Annotated in this window: 16 protein-coding genes; 10 read left to right on the top strand and 6 right to left on the bottom strand. The window is 68.2% G+C overall.

The annotated features are described in order from the left end of the window. Positions 1-6: 6 nt before the first annotated feature. Both ACH3VR_RS07515 and ACH3VR_RS07520 read right to left on the bottom strand, forming a co-directional pair. Positions 7-1,986, bottom strand: coding sequence for a cation-translocating P-type ATPase (locus tag ACH3VR_RS07515; protein ID WP_396640129.1), 1,980 nt, complete (start codon positions 1,984-1,986; stop codon positions 7-9). After that, positions 1,983-2,258: an SHOCT domain-containing protein gene (locus ACH3VR_RS07520; RefSeq protein WP_396640130.1), complete on the bottom strand. Its 276-nt coding sequence runs from the start codon at positions 2,256-2,258 to the stop codon at positions 1,983-1,985. The genes ACH3VR_RS07515 and ACH3VR_RS07520 overlap by 4 nt, the downstream gene beginning before the upstream one ends. 148 nt (positions 2,259-2,406) lie before the next feature. Here ACH3VR_RS07520 and ACH3VR_RS07525 point away from each other — a divergent pair, with 148 nt between their 5' ends. After that, positions 2,407-4,371 (top strand): ABC1 kinase family protein, encoded by a 1,965-nt coding sequence (locus ACH3VR_RS07525; protein ID WP_396640131.1) that lies wholly within the window; start codon positions 2,407-2,409, stop codon positions 4,369-4,371. Between the two features lie 57 nt (positions 4,372-4,428). On the opposite strand, the gene ACH3VR_RS07530 is transcribed toward ACH3VR_RS07525, so the two are convergent. Then, entirely contained in the window at positions 4,429-4,905 is a 477-nt protein-coding gene (locus ACH3VR_RS07530; protein WP_396640132.1) for a universal stress protein, read from the bottom strand. Positions 4,906-5,012: 107 nt separating this feature from the next. On the opposite strand from ACH3VR_RS07530, the gene adhP reads away from it, so the two are divergent. The 4 genes from adhP (at position 5,013) to ACH3VR_RS07550 (ending at position 8,366) form a co-directional block, all read left to right on the top strand. Further along, entirely contained in the window at positions 5,013-6,059 is a 1,047-nt protein-coding gene (gene adhP / locus ACH3VR_RS07535) for an alcohol dehydrogenase AdhP (RefSeq protein ID WP_396640133.1), read from the top strand. Between the two features lie 52 nt (positions 6,060-6,111). After that, positions 6,112-7,233, top strand: a complete 1,122-nt coding sequence (locus tag ACH3VR_RS07540; protein ID WP_396640134.1) for a DUF998 domain-containing protein — start codon at positions 6,112-6,114, stop codon at positions 7,231-7,233. A 405-nt stretch (positions 7,234-7,638) separates the two neighbouring features. Beyond that, positions 7,639-7,848, top strand: coding sequence for a hypothetical protein (locus tag ACH3VR_RS07545; RefSeq protein WP_396640135.1), 210 nt, complete (start codon positions 7,639-7,641; stop codon positions 7,846-7,848). Continuing rightward, the gene (locus tag ACH3VR_RS07550; protein ID WP_396640136.1) at positions 7,845-8,366 is read left to right on the top strand and encodes a J domain-containing protein; all 522 of its coding nucleotides are present in this window, start codon (positions 7,845-7,847) and stop codon (positions 8,364-8,366) included. The genes ACH3VR_RS07545 and ACH3VR_RS07550 overlap by 4 nt, the downstream gene beginning before the upstream one ends. Before the next feature lie 7 nt (positions 8,367-8,373). Here ACH3VR_RS07550 and ACH3VR_RS07555 read toward each other — a convergent pair whose 3' ends face one another. From ACH3VR_RS07555 to ACH3VR_RS07565, 3 genes are all read right to left on the bottom strand, one after another. Then, a complete protein-coding gene (locus ACH3VR_RS07555) occupies positions 8,374-9,114 on the bottom strand; it encodes a phosphoribosyltransferase (RefSeq protein WP_396640137.1) in 741 nt (246 codons plus the stop codon). A gap of 127 nt (positions 9,115-9,241) precedes the next feature. Further along, positions 9,242-9,718 (bottom strand): universal stress protein, encoded by a 477-nt coding sequence (locus ACH3VR_RS07560; RefSeq protein ID WP_396640138.1) that lies wholly within the window; start codon positions 9,716-9,718, stop codon positions 9,242-9,244. Then, entirely contained in the window at positions 9,719-10,516 is a 798-nt protein-coding gene (locus tag ACH3VR_RS07565) for an SDR family NAD(P)-dependent oxidoreductase (protein WP_396640139.1), read from the bottom strand. A gap of 92 nt (positions 10,517-10,608) precedes the next feature. On the opposite strand from ACH3VR_RS07565, the gene acsA reads away from it, so the two are divergent. Genes acsA through ACH3VR_RS07590 form a run of 5 tightly spaced genes read left to right on the top strand, consistent with a single transcriptional unit; the run spans position 10,609 to position 16,123 of the window. Next, positions 10,609-12,411, top strand: a complete 1,803-nt coding sequence (gene acsA, locus ACH3VR_RS07570; protein ID WP_396640140.1) for an acetate--CoA ligase — start codon at positions 10,609-10,611, stop codon at positions 12,409-12,411. Continuing rightward, the gene (pdhA, locus tag ACH3VR_RS07575; protein WP_396640141.1) at positions 12,408-13,409 is read left to right on the top strand and encodes a pyruvate dehydrogenase (acetyl-transferring) E1 component subunit alpha; all 1,002 of its coding nucleotides are present in this window, start codon (positions 12,408-12,410) and stop codon (positions 13,407-13,409) included. Before acsA ends, pdhA begins: the two co-directional genes overlap by 4 nt. Further along, positions 13,406-14,386 (top strand): alpha-ketoacid dehydrogenase subunit beta, encoded by a 981-nt coding sequence (locus tag ACH3VR_RS07580; protein WP_396640142.1) that lies wholly within the window; start codon positions 13,406-13,408, stop codon positions 14,384-14,386. Before pdhA ends, ACH3VR_RS07580 begins: the two co-directional genes overlap by 4 nt. Beyond that, positions 14,379-15,884, top strand: coding sequence for a dihydrolipoamide acetyltransferase family protein (locus ACH3VR_RS07585; RefSeq protein ID WP_396640143.1), 1,506 nt, complete (start codon positions 14,379-14,381; stop codon positions 15,882-15,884). Before ACH3VR_RS07580 ends, ACH3VR_RS07585 begins: the two co-directional genes overlap by 8 nt. After that, positions 15,881-16,123 carry an acyl carrier protein gene (locus tag ACH3VR_RS07590; protein ID WP_396640144.1) on the top strand — a complete coding sequence of 81 codons (243 nt, stop codon included), beginning with the start codon at positions 15,881-15,883 and terminating at the stop codon, positions 16,121-16,123. Before ACH3VR_RS07585 ends, ACH3VR_RS07590 begins: the two co-directional genes overlap by 4 nt. Positions 16,124-16,228 lie beyond the last annotated feature (105 nt).

The raw sequence follows: 16,228 nt of genomic DNA on the forward strand, positions 1-16,228 counted from the left end.
GAAGATTTAGAGAACGAACTTCCGCAGATTGTCGTAGGCGCGACGGCCCTCCCGAACCGCGGTCACGATCGTGGCGAAGTTGTCGTCGGTGAGGATCATGGTGGCCGCCTCGCGCGCGACATCCGTCCCGGATCGCCCCATCGCCACGCCGATGTCCGCGCGGTGCAGCGCGGGGGCGTCGTTGACTCCGTCGCCGGTCATCGCGACGACGTGTCGCGTGTCCTGCAGCGCTTCGGCGATCCGCAGCTTGCCCTCCGGGGTGCTGCGCGAGAACACGATCTCACCCGGGAGCGCGAGGAGGGCGTCCAGCTCCGGCTCCGACATGCGATCCGCATCCGGCCCGGCCACGACCCGCTCGGCGCTGATCCCGACCTGTCGTGCGATCTCGGCGGCCGTGTTTCCGTTGTCGCCGGTGACGACGTGGATCGTGATGCCGGCGTTGTGACACGCCGCCACAGCGTCGGCGACCTCGGGCCGCGGCGGGTCGAGGAGTGCGACCAGGCCGAGCAGACACAGTTCCGACTCGGCTGCTTGGGCATCGGAGGGCACGTTCCCGATGTGCCGCGCGGCGAGCGCGAGCACCCGCAGTCCTCGTCTCGCGTACCCGTCAGCGGCGTCCGTGACCGTTTGACGCTCCGCCGCGGACATCGGCGCAGTCCCCCGTTCGCCGAGTACGGAATCGCACAGTGGCACGAGGCCCTCCGGAGCACCCTTGACCGAGACGATCAGCTCATCCCGCCGGCGGCTGACGACACTCATCCTCTTGCGTTCCGGATCGAAGGGGAAAGTGGCGACCCGAGGCGCTGTGACGATGCCGTACTCGGCGGCGGCATCTCTCAAAGCCGTCTCCATCGGGTCGGCCGTACGTTCCAGTTCGATGCAGTCGGCCATGACTTCCACAAGAGCGGTGAGCAGCCCACTTCGCTCCGAGACGTCGTGGTCGCCGTCCAGGGTCCACAGGCGGTTGACCCGCATCGCGTTCTGCGTCAGCGTCCCCGTCTTGTCGGTGCAGATGACGGTGGTCGAGCCCAGCGTCTCCACCGCCGAAAGCTGTTTGACGAGGGCACCCTTCCTTGCGAGAATCCGCACGCCGACGGCCAGAGCGAGGGTGATCGTGGGGAGGAGGCCCTCCGGCACGTTGGCTACGAGCAGTCCGATAGCGAAGACGGCGGCCTCCGGAAGGCTGAGGCCTGCGAGCATGCCGAGCGGCAGGAAGAGAATTCCGACCCCGACGGCGACCGCGGCGATGAGCCACGTGGACCGCCGCACTTGCCGCTCGAGCGGGCTCGGCGCCGGCGCGCCCCGGCGGGAGAGCGTCGCGATCCGCCCGAGTTCCGTATGCGCACCGGTCGCGAAGACCAGGGCTCGGCAATCACCGGCCGTGCACTCCGCGCCCGAGAACACTGCGTCCCCAGCATCCACGAGCCTCTCGGCCGTGTCATCGCCCGTCGCCGACCGCGTGACGGGCGCGGATTCTCCGGTGAGCGCGGACATGTCCACCTCGATGGTGCCGCTGATCAGGCGGGCATCCGCCGACACACGATCCCCCTCGGAGACGAGCAGGATGTCGCCGGGCACGAGATCGACCGCTGCGATCGTGACGGCGGATCCATCCCGGAGGGCGCGGGCCTGCAGAGGGAGATAGTGGGCGAGAGCCTCGACGGCCTTTTCCGCCTGGCGTTCTTGCAGGAACGCGACCACCGCGTTGATCAGGATGACGACGAGAATCGCCCACGTCAGGATGGGGGTCCCGGCTACGTAGGCGAGGGCCGCGGCCACCCAGAGAAGCAGTGCGAGGGGGTGCGTGAACTGTCGAAGGATCTCGCGCGGCCAGCTGATCCCCTGTGCACGGGGCAGCACGTTCGGACCGTAGACCGCCAGACGCCGGGCGGCCTCCCTGCCCCCGAGGCCCGCCTCGCTCGTCCGCAGGTCCCGCAGCAGCAGCTCGACGGGTCGGTGGGTCGGGCTTGCTTGCTCGTCGGTCACGCGGCGGCACGGCGGCGAGCCGCACCTTCTTCGAGCGCCAGCGACAGCGCCCGGAACTCGTCGGTCGTGATCTCACCGCCGGCCAGCCGCGACTCGAGCATCCTGTACGCGGAGTCGTCAAGACGGCGCTGATCCGCGGCGTGACCATCGCCCGGGCGACTCAGTCGTGCGAGAAGCACGATCGCGATGACGAAGCCGGCGACGAGGACGAGCAGCAGGATCGCGCCGCTGGCCCACATCCACCATCCACCGAGACCCCAGCCCCACATCATCTCCGGACCTCCTTCGAACAATCCCCGAACGGCACTGACATCCTCCCGACAAGCGAGCGTCCCCGTCCGGGACGAAGGTCCCGCGGGCGACGGAGCACGACCGGCGGGTGCGCCTGCGAGGTGAGCGGTCGACTGACAGAATCGCGTCATGCCGTATTGGCTCACCTTCGGCCTGATCTCGCTCGGGTTCGCAGTCCTCGCAGCGTGGGCGGCTCGTCGGCTCCTGGACCGCTCCGTCGGCTGGATCCGCTCCTCGATCACCGCACTCGTCGTGTTCCTCGTTGCGCTGCCTCTGACTGTCTGGTCGCTTCGGGCGGCAGGGGTCGTGCGGGGCGATCAGGTGGTGACGGAAGCCCCGATCACGATCTCGTTCGTCGCCTTGACGGCTGGGTGGCTGTTCGCCGCCGTCGTCGTGTGCATCGTCACTCTCGAGTTCGCCTGGCCATCGCGCGGTCTCCGCAACCCCGTCACCTCGATCCGCGAGGCCTTTCGCCGCAGGGATCGCGCAAGGCGCTACGCCCAGATCCTGTCCATCGCGTCGCGCCACGGGATCGCGCTGTTCGGCAGCAGAGAATCGACCACGAAAGAGCTTCCGCCGGCTCTCGTCGCCGCGATGAACGAAGCAGGCGTGACGTTCGTGAAGCTCGGACAGATGCTCTCCGCGCGTGACGATCTGCTGCCGCGCGAATTCGTCGACGCGTTCGCGACCCTCCAGATGGAGTCGACTCCGATCCCTTGGAGCGAGGCGCACGCGGCGATCCAGGCGGAACTGCGGCGGCCCACCGAAGAGGTCTTCTCGCAGATCGATCCCGACCCGCTCGCGGCGGCTTCCGTGGCGCAGGTGCACGCCGCCCGACTCGTCGCCGGCGAGGAGGTGGTCATCAAGATCCAGCGTCCGCTCGCCCGTCGGCAGGTCACGACCGACCTTGACATCCTGCGTCGTCTCGCTACCGACCTGGAGCATCGGACGGACTGGGCGCGGGAGTACGGGGCCATCGCCCTCGTCGACGAATTCTCCCGCGGGCTCCACGATGAGCTGGACTACCGGATCGAGCTTCAGAACGCCGAGATGCTGCGCGCCGTGGGAGAGGAATCCGGTTCTTCGCTGCTCATCCCGCGGAGCTACGAGAGCCTCTCGACGGAGCGCATGCTCGTGCAGGAACGGGTGCGGGGCACAGCCTTCGCACGCCTGCCGTCAGGCGGCATGCCGCCGGAGGATGCGACCGCCATCGCGGATCGGATCGTCGGCGCGGTGTTCGATCAGGTGCTCCTCAAAGGTGTGTTCCATGCCGACCTGCATCCCGGAAACCTGATCCTCGGCGAGCCCGACGGCGATGAGAGAACCGTCACCCTCATCGACTTCGGCTCGGTCGGCATCGTCGAGAAGAGCTTGCGGCGCATGCTGGTGCCTCTGCTCGTCGCCATCGAGAACGAGGACGACACCGTCGCGACCGATCTCGTTCTGATGATCTGCGGATACGGTGAGGCTCTCCGAAAGGACGTGCTGCAGAGAGACATCGGCGTCGTCATCACGCGGGTCCGAAACAGCCCGGTGAACGAGAACATCTTCCGACTGCTCGTCGACGCCCTGCGACGCCACCGGCTCGCGATCCCGCCTTCGCTGCTGCTGGTCCTTCGCACACTGAGTTCTCTCGATGGAACTCTCCGACTTCTTCAGCCGCACTACGACCTGACTCGCCGCGGGCTCGAACTCGCCCCCGTCACCGCGTTGCGACAGGTGTCGGTGCGCGAGGTGATGATGACGGCCGAATCGCAGGGTGCGACGCTCATCGAGGGTGCTCGTCGGTTGGGTCGCCGGATCGAGAGCATCTCCCGCAGCCTCGACGAAGGCAGATTCGCGCTCCGCATGCGCATGTTCGAGAGCCCGACCGAGCGTTCCTGGGTCGATTCGCTCGTCTCGCGGCTCACCATCACGATCGTCGGCGTGACCCTTGTGATCGCCGGCGTGCTCCTGGGCGTGAGCGACACGGGCCCGATGCTGACGGGCGATATGCGCGCGTTCTCATTCCTGGGCAGCGTCCTCGCACTCGGCGGCCTGCTGCTTCTGCTCCGGAGCCTCAGCCGATCCTTCCGCAGTCGCGGCGGGGCCTGAGACACCTTTTCGTCATACCTCCGGCAGTCGAGCTGAATCAGCGTCGCTGCAGGGCAGTCAACGCACCACGAGGACGGAGCACTCGGAATGCGAGGCGAGGGCCGCGCTCACCGAGCCCAGGAGCAGACCGCTGAATCCGCCGTGTCCGCGGCTTCCGACCACGACCATCTCCGCCTCGCGGGAGAGCTCGACGAGCGTGCGAGACGGTCGACCTTGCTGCGTGCTCGAGGTGAACCAATCGGGTGCTCCGTCGGGAAAGGCTCCCGAGACGGCTCGGGCGCGAAGCTCTTCGGCGACCTCGGAGGGTCGAGGATCGATGGCCGGCGAGTAGTGATCGCCGTACATCATCGTCGGATAGTCCCAGACCACGATCATGTGCACGGGCATCTCGAGCGCGGGCGCCATGCGCACGGCAGTGCGAAGCGCGCCGATGGCACTCTCAGATCCGTCGAAGCCCACCAGCATCCCGGGCTTCGCCCACGGGAGCGGGTCGATACTCTTCTTCGGACCGGGATCGCGGATGGCTTCAGGCATGAGCCCATCGTCACGTCGCGCAGGAGCCGATGGCGGGACCAACGTCCCGCAGACGTGCGCGTCCGCGCAGCACACTGCCAGGTATCCATCCCGATCGAGGAGCAATCATGAAGGCAGCAGTCGTCCGCGGCTTCAGTGAACAGGCGAGCATCGAGGAACGCCCCGTCCCCCAGCCGGGAACGGGTCAGGTTCTGGTCCGGCTCGAGGCGTGCGGTCTGTGTCACACCGACATCCACGCCATGCGCGGCGACTGGCCAGTGAAGCCCCCGCTCCCGCTCGTGCCCGGACATGAGGGCGTCGGGATCATCGAGCAGCTTGGCGAGGATGTCACGACCCGCACCGTCGGGCAGCGTGTCGCCATGCCCTGGCTCGGCCACGCTTGCGGCGAGTGCCGGTACTGTGTCGACGGTCGCGAGAATCTCTGCGAGCAGCAGTACAACAACGGGTACGGAGTCGACGGCGGCTACGCCGAATACATGCTCGCCGATGCGCGCTTCGCGGTCCCGGTCCCCGACGGGATCACGCCGCTCGACGCGGCCCCCCTCACCTGTGCAGGCGTGACCACGTATGCCGCGATCAAGAACGCGCATGTCGTTCCGGGCGAGACCGTCGCGATCTTCGGGATCGGCGGTCTCGGCCACCTCGCCGTGCAGTACGCCCGCCTCGTCGGCGCGAAGGTGATCGCCGTCGACGTGAGCGAAGACAAGCTGGCACTCGCGACGGAGCTCGGCGCAGACCATGTCGTGAACGCCGCAGCGACCGATCCGGTCCTCGCGATTCGCGGACTCGGAGGAGCGGATGTCGCGGTGGTCCTCGCGGTAGCCCCGACGGTCTTCGAGCAGGCGTTCGAGGCGCTCAACCGCGGCGGCCGCCTCGTGCTCGTGTCGTTGCCGGCAGATGGCGTCCTCACGCTTCCCGTCTTCGACACGGTGCTCAAGGGCATCAGCGTCATCGGCTCCATCGTCGGCACCCGGCGGGATCTCATCGAAGTCTTCGATCTCCACGCGGCCGGGCGCACTCGCGTCGTCACGCAGACGCGCGAGCTCGAGCAGGTCAATACCTCGGTGGACGAAGTCCTCGCAGGCACCGTTCCCGCACGACTCGTCTTCGCCTTCGAGCCGGTCAGCGCTCTGCACCAGCCGACATCCGACTGACGGCTTCGACCCGGGCCCCCAACGCCCCGTGGATGAGAGGAGACGCGATTCCATGAACGGGAACGACACTGCGAGCCGATCCGCATCGGCCGGCCGGAGCGCAGGTCCTCTCAGCCCCGCGCCGCTGCGTGCCGGCCCGGGTCGACGGGCCGAGTCCGAGGCGGTGTACGCCGCCCTGGCGGGGGGCGCGGTGGGTGCGCTGTACGGCCTGCTCGTCGGCCTGTCCGCGCCGGATCTGAAGATCGCGAGCATGGCCGATTCGTTCGGGGTCTGGGCGGCGGCCGGAGCGGCCGTGGTGGCCGCCGCCGCGTCGACGATCGAATACTGGCGCGCCCGCAACCGCCCGGGCCAGGAGTGGCGGCGGTCACTCCCCTCCTGGAAGTTCATCGTCAACACGACCTCCGTGGTCATCGTTCACACGGCCCTCGCGCTCGTCTTCGTGTACGCCCTGTACCGCGTCCTCGCGACGGGATTCGTCGGACTGCCCATCGTCACGTTCTGGGCAGTCGTGCTCATGGCGGTGACCCTGGGCTTGACGGCGTGGACGGTCTCGCTCTCGGTGTGGTCGATGACGACGCAGCGCATGGCGATGCTCCTTCTCGCGTTCATCGCCATCGGCGTGCTCACCGCGATGGTCACCACGCCCGACAAGGACTGGTGGACCGTCCACTTCAGCCAGCTGGGCACCTTCGAGGATGACCCGTCGAGCTGGATCTTCAACGGCACCCTCATCGCGGCGGGTCTCCTCGTCACGACATTCGCGGTGTACGTCGCGAACGACATGCGTGAGCTCGCCGCGGCGGGGGTGCTCGAGAATTCGCGCAGCCCGCGGATTGTTCCCGTGCTGTTCGTGGTGATGGGGATAATGCTCGCGTTCGTGGGCATCGTCCCTGTCGATGTGAACATGGTCGTGCACAGCCTCGCTGCTTCGGGCATGGGGATCATGTACCTCGTGCTGCTCGGCGCAGGCCCGAGATTCTTCCGTGGGATGCCCCGTACGTACTTCGTCGCCGCTGCGGGTTTCCTCGCGGCGATGATCGCTTCGATCATCCTGTTCATCCCCGCGATCGGCTACTTCTCGCTCACCGCATTCGAAATCATCGTGTTCGCGCTGATCTTCGCGTGGATCGCGGTCTTCGTCCGCTTCCTGGGCGTCACCGGCCGTCAGGATTGACCGCGAGCGCGCACGCACCCGGCGTCTCGTGGATCCGCGCGAGCAGTCCAGGCTTGTGCTTTCGGCGTGCGTCGTGCATCGTGCGGTCACAACCGCTTCGGCGAGGAGAGAGGTGCGACGGAGTTGGCGATGCTCTCACGAAGAGCCCGGGTACCGGGGGTTCCGGTGGACTTCCGGGTGCCGGCCGGCTGGCCGACTCCGATCGACCGATGGGTTCAGGACAATGCGTTCTGGCAACCGCCGCAAGGCTGGATGCCTCGACCCGGCCTGCGCCCTGCGCCGAACGGGTGGCGATACTGGTCACCAAATCCTGAATGGCGAAGTGCCACGGCTCCGCTCTATCGTTCGCTCCGACCCTGGGCGCGGGCATCGAGGGCACTGAGCGCGCTCCTCCTCGTCTTCGTCGTGGTCGCCCTCCTCGCACAGATCCCGCTCGCCGTCGAGGCCACCGGCTGGGCCGTCGGCGCGGTGGCCATCGCCTGTTGGGTCGTCTACGCGATCCTGCGGCGCCGCCTCACTCGACGCGTGTTCGTCGAGGCCGCGGCGGTCGCCGAACAGGAACGCCAGGAGCGGATGCTCCGCGAATACCAGCGCTACCGACGGGCGGTCGGGTGACCCTCGACGAGGCACGACAGTGCCTCGATCTGGAGCACGGTGCGACCGTGGACGAGATCCGCCAGGCGTTCCGCCGTCGCGCGCGCATCGTGCATCCCGACCGCCATCCGGATGCGGGTCCCGAAGAACTCAGGACTCTGGAAGCCGAGTTCGACCGCGCACGCGAGGCGCGCGACATCCTCATACGGTTCACCCAGGACCCGCGAGCGACCGTTTCTCCTCAACCCGCGGCTCGGCCGGCTCCTGCCGCGAGTCGACCGGCTCCGCGGGCGACGCCCGCTCCCCAGACGACTCCGCGAGCGCGTCGCCCCGCGCCGGGGCCTGCGCCGCAGGCGCACGCGGTTCCGGTCACGCTGCGATACGAGGAGTTCGTGGCGTGGTGGGATGCCGCCGGCTTCGGTCCCGGGCACCGCTCGCCGTTTCGGGTCGCGTGGTCGCGCATCGCGGCCTGGACGGCCGTCGGCGCCTTCGCGATCGTGGTCGGCGGGACGATCGTGTGGGAGGTGATCGGACGCTGACAGCCGCTCACGCGTGAGCGACCGCGAGTTCGTCCAGCAGCCGGAGCACTTCCATCCGGGGCGTCTGGTCGAAGTCGAGGTAGTAATCTCCAACGCACTCGAAGCCGGCCGGAGTGAAGAGACAGCAGACGACGTCGGCGCCCTCGAGCCGATCGACCCCGCGCGGTCCGGCGACCGGAGCGGCGACGACAACCGTCGATGCGCCTCGCCGACGCGCGCTGAGGCAGGCGACCGAAGCGGTCTCTCCCGTGGCGATTCCGTCGTCCACGATCACCGCGGTGCAACCGGCGAGATCGAGTGGCGGGTGCACGCTCCGGATGTCGGTGATCCGTTCGGCGAGGTGCTTCCGCTCCCGGGCCGCGATGCGCTCGAATTCCGGGAGCGAGACATCTGCGCGATCAAGGAACAGGACGTCCATCACCGTGGTTCCGTCCTCTGCGATGGCCCCCATAGCCACCTCGGGCTGGATCGGCAGTCCGACTTTGCGCACGATGATCACATCCAGCGGGGCGCGGAGGACGCGCGCGACCTCCGCAGCGACGGGCACTCCGCCGCGTGGAAGCCCGAGCACCACCGGATGAGCGAACTGCAGATCCGAGATCGCGTCCGCAAGGCGTCGGCCCGCGTCCTGGCGGTTCTCGAAAGGAAGGCCTCGATCGACCGTGGGAAGCGCTCCCCCGACCGACCGCACCTCAGAACGACGGCGAGCGCCCTGAGGCGCCTCTGCACACTGCATTGCCCTGCCCATCCTCCACTTCGGCCCTACCCCAGCCTCTGATATCAGGGTCCTTCGCCATCGGGCCGAAGGTCCCGTGGGGCGCGGAGTCGGGGCTATCGTGAGGTTCCTGAGCGTCCGGCATCTCGACCCGGGGTTGTCATGGGACGACGAGCACAGGGCACTTCGAGTGTGAGACGCATGCGCCGCTGACGGAGCCGAGCAGCAACCCGGTGAATCCACCGTGCCCTCGACGACCGACAACGAGTATTTCGCACTCTGCGGAGTGGCGCAGCAGGACGGCCGCCGGTCGTCCGCGCTCGGTCCCGACGGTGAACCAGGGCGGTTCTCCGGTCGGGAAGAAGGTCTTCCGGATCACCCTGACGACTCTGCTGGCGTCATCTCGCGGCTGGGACACCGCGTCGGGCGTGAAGTAGTCGTCGTAGAGCGTTGTCGCGAGATCCCAGACCACCAGTGCGTGCAGGGGCAGGTTGAGCTTCGGAGCCATGTCGACAGCGACCGCCAGCGCGTCGAAAGACTCGCGCGACCCGTCGACGCCGACCAGTAGCCCGGGTCGCGCCCGTGGTTGCAGTGGTTCTGGCGCTTCGCCGACGGCTTCGGATTCGGCCGCAGCCATTCAGATCGCCGCCCAGCCGCCGTCGACGGACAGGACGGCGCCCGAAACGTTGGACGCGTCCTCACTGAGAAGCCAGGTGATGGCGGCAGCCAGCTCCTCTGGGCGTGCGACGGCGGGGATGTTGGTCTGGAAGAGTGGGCCCAGCCGCTGTTGGGCCCACTCGGAGTGGAACGGCGCCTCGATGCCGGTGGCCACCGGACCGGGCGCAACGGCATTGCACCGAACCCCCTTCGGCGTATAGAAGACCGCGGTGCTGCGCGTGAACCCGTTCACGGCATGCTTGGACGTCGTGTAAGGCGTTCCGGCCGCGGATCCGCGCTGTCCAGCTTCCGACCCCACGTTCACAATGCTCCCGTGCTCGCGCTCGAGCATGTGAGGAAGCACTGCTCGTGTCAGACGCATCATGGCGGTCACGTTGACCGCCATCACCCGCTCCCAGGTCGCGTCGCTCACTTCCGCGGTGGGCTCGAACCCATCCATGATCCCCGCGACGTTGGCCAGTCCGTCGATCCGGGCTCCCGCGACGTCGACGATGTGAGCGGCGGCGGTGGGCTCGGTGATGTCGAGCGGCACCGAGATCACCTCCCCTTCGACCTCTTCCACGAGCCTCGACAAGCGATCGGACACGAGGTCGACCGCGACGACGCGAGCGCCTTCCGTGAGCAGCCTCTCCGCTGTCGCACGCCCTATTCCAGAGCCGGCCCCCGTGACGATCACCGTGGAGCCGGTGAAGCGGTGAGCAACGTGAGACATGTCATCCTCCCTTTTGCGCCAAGTGAACGGGAGATCATGACCCATCGCCGGGTCGAAAGTCCCACCGCGAAGGCTCGCGGTGACTCGATGGGACGAAAGGCCCGAAATCGGTGGACTGGGGCGGTTACCGTCCCGCCATGACCGCGATCATGCCCACCACATCACCCTGGACGGTGATCGTGAAGAATCCCGCTCGGCTCACCGTCACGCCGAACCTCCTCGACTATGACGGTGGATGCGCGTCCTTCCGGTGGGACGACGAGCGTCGAACGCTCGACGGCCTCGGCGGCGGGCGTGTGAACATCGCCCACGAGGCGGTGGATCGGCATGCCGCCGGCGCCCGGTCCGCTCATGACGCCCTGCGGTTCGTCGGCCGCGACGGAACCGTGCGCGGTGTGACCTTCGCCGAGCTGTCGGATGCGACCGGCCGATTCGCGAGCGTCTTGCGGGTGCTGGACGTCGGACGGGGCGAGCGGGTGTTCTCGCTCCTCGGACGCGTGCCGGCGCTCTATACGGCTGCTCTCGGAACCCTCAAGCACGGCGCGGTGTTCTGCCCGCTCTTCTCCGCTTTCGGCCCCGAACCCGTGCGGCAGAGGCTCGAACTTGGTGGCGGAAAGGTGCTCGTCACGACGCGCGCGCTCTACCTCAAGCGCATAGCCCATCAGCGCAGTGATCTTCCGGAGCTGCGACACGTGATCCTGATCGATTCGGCAGGGCGCCCCGAACCGGGAACGCTCGACTTCGAGACGCTCATGCGGCACGCAGCGCCGTATGGATCGGCCGCGGCGACCCGCCCGGAAGACATGGCGCTGTTGCATTTCACGAGCGGCACCACCGGTCGACCGAAGGGCGCTGTACACGTCCACGACGCCGTGACCGCGCACTCGGCGACCGGGCGCTATGCCCTCGACCTCCACCCGGAGGACGTCTACTGGTGCACCGCCGACCCCGGGTGGGTGACCGGAACGTCGTACGGGATCATCGCGCCTCTCCTGCACGGCGTGACGACGATCGTCGATGAGGAGGAGATGGACCCGGAGAGGTGGTACCGGATCCTCGCCGAGCAGCACGTGACCGTCTGGTATACCGCGCCCACCGCTCTGCGGATGCTCATGAAGGCCGGCGCAGAACGGGCGAAGCTGCACGACCTGTCAGCACTAAGGCTCGTCGCGAGCGTCGGCGAGCCACTGAACCCGGAAGTCGTGGTGTGGGGACAGGAGGCGCTCGGCCTGCCGATCCATGACAACTGGTGGCAGACCGAGACGGGCGGGATCATGATCGCGAACTTCGCCTCGATGGACATCCGGCCCGGATCCATGGGGCGCCCGCTCCCCGGGATCGAGGCGGCGATCGTCGCCCGCGACGAGGATGCGCAGCCCGTCATCCGAGACGGCGAGGTCGAACTCGTGGTGGACCCCGGGGTCGTGGGCGAGCTCGCGCTCCGCCCCGGATGGCCATCGATGTTCCGCGGGTACCTGAACGAAGAGGAGCGGTACCGGAAATGCTTCGTCGGCGGCTGGTACCTGACGGGTGACCTCGCTCGAAAGGATGCCGACGGCTACTACTGGTTCGTCGGACGCGGCGACGACGTCATCAAGTCGTCGGGCCACCTCATCGGCCCGTTCGAGGTGGAGAGCTCGCTCATGGAGCACCCCGCCGTCGCCGAAGTGGGCGTCATCGGCGTTCCCGACGACGTCGCCGGCGAGGTGGTGAAGGCCTTCGTCGAACTGAAGCCCGGGTTCGAGGCATCCGATGTCCTCAATCGGGAGCTCATCGGCTTCGCTCGCAAGCGGCTCGGCACGGCGGTGGCGCCGCGCCGCATCGAATTCGTGGCGGCCCTCCCCCGCACCCGGAGCGGCAAGATCCTCCGTCGCCTTCTGAAGGCGCGTGAGCTCGGACTTCCCGAGGGCGACACATCGACTCTGGAGGCCGGACGATGATGCCGGACAACGCTCTCGCGCGCATCACTGCAGACCCGGACCACGCGCGACTGCTGCTTCGGCAGATGCTGCGCGTGCGCAGGTTCGAAGAAGCCTGCGTCGAGCTGTACAGCGCGACGACGATCCGAGGTTTCCTCCACGTCTACATCGGCGAGGAAGCCGTGGCGGCGGGGGTGCTGGACGCGATCGGCCCGGACGATGCGGTGGTCGCCACCTACCGGGAGCACGGTCATGCGCTGCTGCGCGGGGTCCCCGCGACGGCGATCATGGCCGAGATGTGCGGGCGCGCCGAGGGATGCTGCCGCGGGCGCGGAGGATCGATGCATCTCTTCGACAAGAAGACGCGATTCTTCGGGGGGAATGCGATCGTCGCCGGTGGGCTGCCGCTCGCCGTGGGGCTGGCACTGTCGGACAAGATGCAGCATCGTGACCGCGTCACCGTGTGCTTCTTCGGCGAAGGGGCGATCGCCGAAGGCGAGTTCCACGAAAGCATGAATCTCGCCGCGCTGTGGGATCTGCCCGTCCTGTTCTGCTGCGAGAACAACCTCTACGCGATGGGAACCGCTCTGGAGCGGTCGGAGTCGCAGACGGATCTCGCGCTCAAGGCGTCCGGGTACGCCGTCGCGGCCTGGGCCGTCGACGGAATGAACGTGCTCGCGGTCGAGGATGCGGCGCGTCGCGCCGTCGAGGCCATCCGGGGAGGCGCGGGACCTCATTTCCTCGAGATGCGCACGTATCGGTTCCGCGCTCACTCCATGTACGACCCCGAACGCTACCGCGAGAAGGCCGAAGTCCAGCACTGGATGGAAAGGGATCCGATCCAGCTGCTCCGCGGCTGGCTGGAGGGCGCAGGAGCGCTGTCCCCAGAGGCATGGGCGGCCATCGAAAGCGACGTCGACGACGAAGTGCGCGCCGCCGTCGCCTTCGGTCAAGAAGGCACCCTCGAGCCGGTCGAGGAACTCACGCGATTCGTGTACAGCGATCGGCCACGAGCATGAAGACCACGTATCGAGAGGCAGTCCGCGCGGCGATGCGCGACGCGCTCATCAGGGACGACCGCGTCTTCCTCATGGGCGAGGACGTCGGACGCTACGGAGGCGGGTTCGCGGTGAGTCTCGGCCTGCTCGAGGAGTTCGGCCCCGACCGCGTCCGCGATACGCCCCTCTCCGAGGCCGGGTTCGTGGGCGCCGGAATCGGCGCCGCGCTCGGCGGCATGCGCCCGATCATCGAGGTGATGACCGTCAACTTCAGTCTGCTCGCGCTCGACCAGATCATGAACAATGCGGCATCCCTCCTGCACATGTCCGGCGGCCAGTTCAACGTGCCGATCGTCATCCGGATGACCACGGGTGCAGGACGCCAGCTCGCAGCCCAGCACTCGCACAGCCTGGAGGGCTGGATCGCACACATCCCGGGTCTGCGCGTGGTGACTCCCGCGACGATCGCGGATGCGCGCGGCATGCTCTGGACAGCGCTGCAAGACCCCGACCCGGTTCTGATCTTCGAGCACGGCTCGCTGTACAACCTTCCGGGCGAGCTCCCGGACGATGCCGGGCCGACGGACATCAATCACGCCGAGGTTCTCCGCGAGGGGGCGGACGTCTCACTCATCACGTACGGCGGGACCCTTCCGACGGTGCTCGAGGCCGCGACCGCGCTCGCCGCGGACGGCATCGAAGCCGAAGTGCTCGATCTTCGCTCACTCCGTCCCCTCGACGAGGCGGCGATCCTGGCGACCGTCGCCAAGACGCATCGTGCGGTCGTCGTCGACGAGGGGTGGCGCAGCGGCAGCATCTCGGCCGAGATCAGTGCGCGCATCACCGAAGCATCGTTCTACGAACTGGATGCCCCGGTCGGTCGCGTCTGCAGCGCAGAGGTGCCGATACCGTACGCGCGGCACCTCGAGGCCGCCGCGCTGCCCTCCAAAGAGCGTGTTGTCGCAGCGGTTCGTGAGGCGGTGGGCAGCGATGGCTGAGTTCAGGATGCCGTCGCTCGGAGCCGATATGGAGCAGGGCAAGGTCGTCGAGTGGCTCGTCAAGCCCGGCGACTACGTCCACCGCGGGGACGTGATCGCCGAGGTCGACACCGAGAAGACCGTGATGGAGGTCGAGACCTTCGACGAAGGCGTCGTCGCCGAGTTCCTCGTCGAGCTCGGCGACGTCGTCCCCGTCGGCACACCCCTCGCCGTCATCACCGCGACACCGGCCGACGGGGCGCATGTCGGTCCGAGGGCCGATGCCGCACCGCGGGCCCCCGAAGCACCGTCCCCCGCCGCAGCATCCTCCGCCCCAGCTCCCCCATCGCCGCGCTCGCCGACAGGAACCGGTGCCCCTGCCGCGCCGACGGTAAGTGTCACCCCGCCCGTCCGACGGCTCGCGCACGATCTCGGGGTCGACCTCAACCGACTGCACGGATCCGGGGCGCACGGCGCCATCACCCGAGCGGATGTCGAGGCAGCGGCCGCGCCGAAGACGGCATCGGCGCCCCCGCCGGGAAGCGTCTCGGCGATCGAAGCAGAAGCCGGTGCTCGTGCAAGGTCATCCCCGCGGGCACGCCGACTGGCCGAGCGCTTGGGCGTCGATCTCACCCGCGTGCGCGGAACGGGTCCCGGCGGAGCAGTGACCTCACTCGACGTCGAGCGCGCCGGTTCGGAGATCGCTGAATCCTCGGCTCCCGCGCCCCCGGCGCCCTCGAGGCAGACGGCGCCCCTGGCCCCCTCGATGCAGACGGAGCCCCCGGCGCCGTTCATGCAGACCGAGCCGATGCAGACCAAGCCGCCGGCGACCCCACAAGGCGAGCGCGCTCGGCGTGCAGCCGGCATGCGCCGTGCCGTCGGCGCGCTGATGGCACGATCCAAGCGCGAGATCCCGCACTACTACCTCAGTACGACCATCGATCTTTCCGCGGCCTCGGAGTGGATGCAGCGCCAGAACGCGGGCCGCGCCATCGCAGAGCGCCTCGTCCCAGCCGCGCTTCTCCTGTCTGCGACGGCGAAGGCCGCGAAGGACGTGCCCGACATGAACGGGTTCTTCCTCGATGGCGCTTTCCAGCCGAGTGCCGCGGTGCACCTCGGCGTCGCGGTGGCGCTGCGGGGAGGCGGCCTGATCGCTCCCGCGATCCACGATGCCGACCAGCTGACCGCGGATGCGCTCATGGAGCGACTGCGAGACCTTGTCTCACGCGCGCGAGCGGGCCGTCTGCAACGCGGCGAGATGGCAGACCCCACCATCACCGTGACCAATCTCGGAGACCTCGGCGTCGAGACCATCTTCGGCGTCATCTATCCGCCCCAGGTCGCCCTCGTCGGCTTCGGGCGGGTGCTCGACCGTCCCGTCGCGCAGAACGGTCTCATCGGCGTCCGGCCGAGCGTCGTCGCGACGCTGTCGGCCGATCACCGCGCCAGCGACGGACTCGCAGGCGGACGACTCCTCGCGCGCATCGACGAGCTGCTGCAGAAACCGGAGGAATTGTGAACGAACAGGATGCCCGCGCAGCAGTGCTCGCGGCTCTCGGTGAGATCGCGCCCGATGTCGACGCCGCCGACCTGGACGAGTCGCAGCGGCTGCGCCAGGATCTCGAACTCGACTCCCTCGACTTCCTCGAACTGCTCGAGAGGCTTGCCGCCTCGACGGGAGTATCGACACCCGAGGACGACTACTCGAGCCTGACCACGGTGAAGTCGCTCATCGATTACATCGCGGCGCGCGCGTGAACAGACCCCCCTCGCACGTCGTGGTCAGCGGCTGATCTCACGCACCTGCGGCTTCATGCTCCCGCTCCTCTGCGGCCCCTGTCGCCCGCACGACGCCGTCGCGGA

It is taken from the genome of Microbacterium alkaliflavum, from assembly GCF_044325405.1.
GTDB lineage: Bacteria > Actinomycetota > Actinomycetes > Actinomycetales > Microbacteriaceae > Microbacterium > Microbacterium alkaliflavum.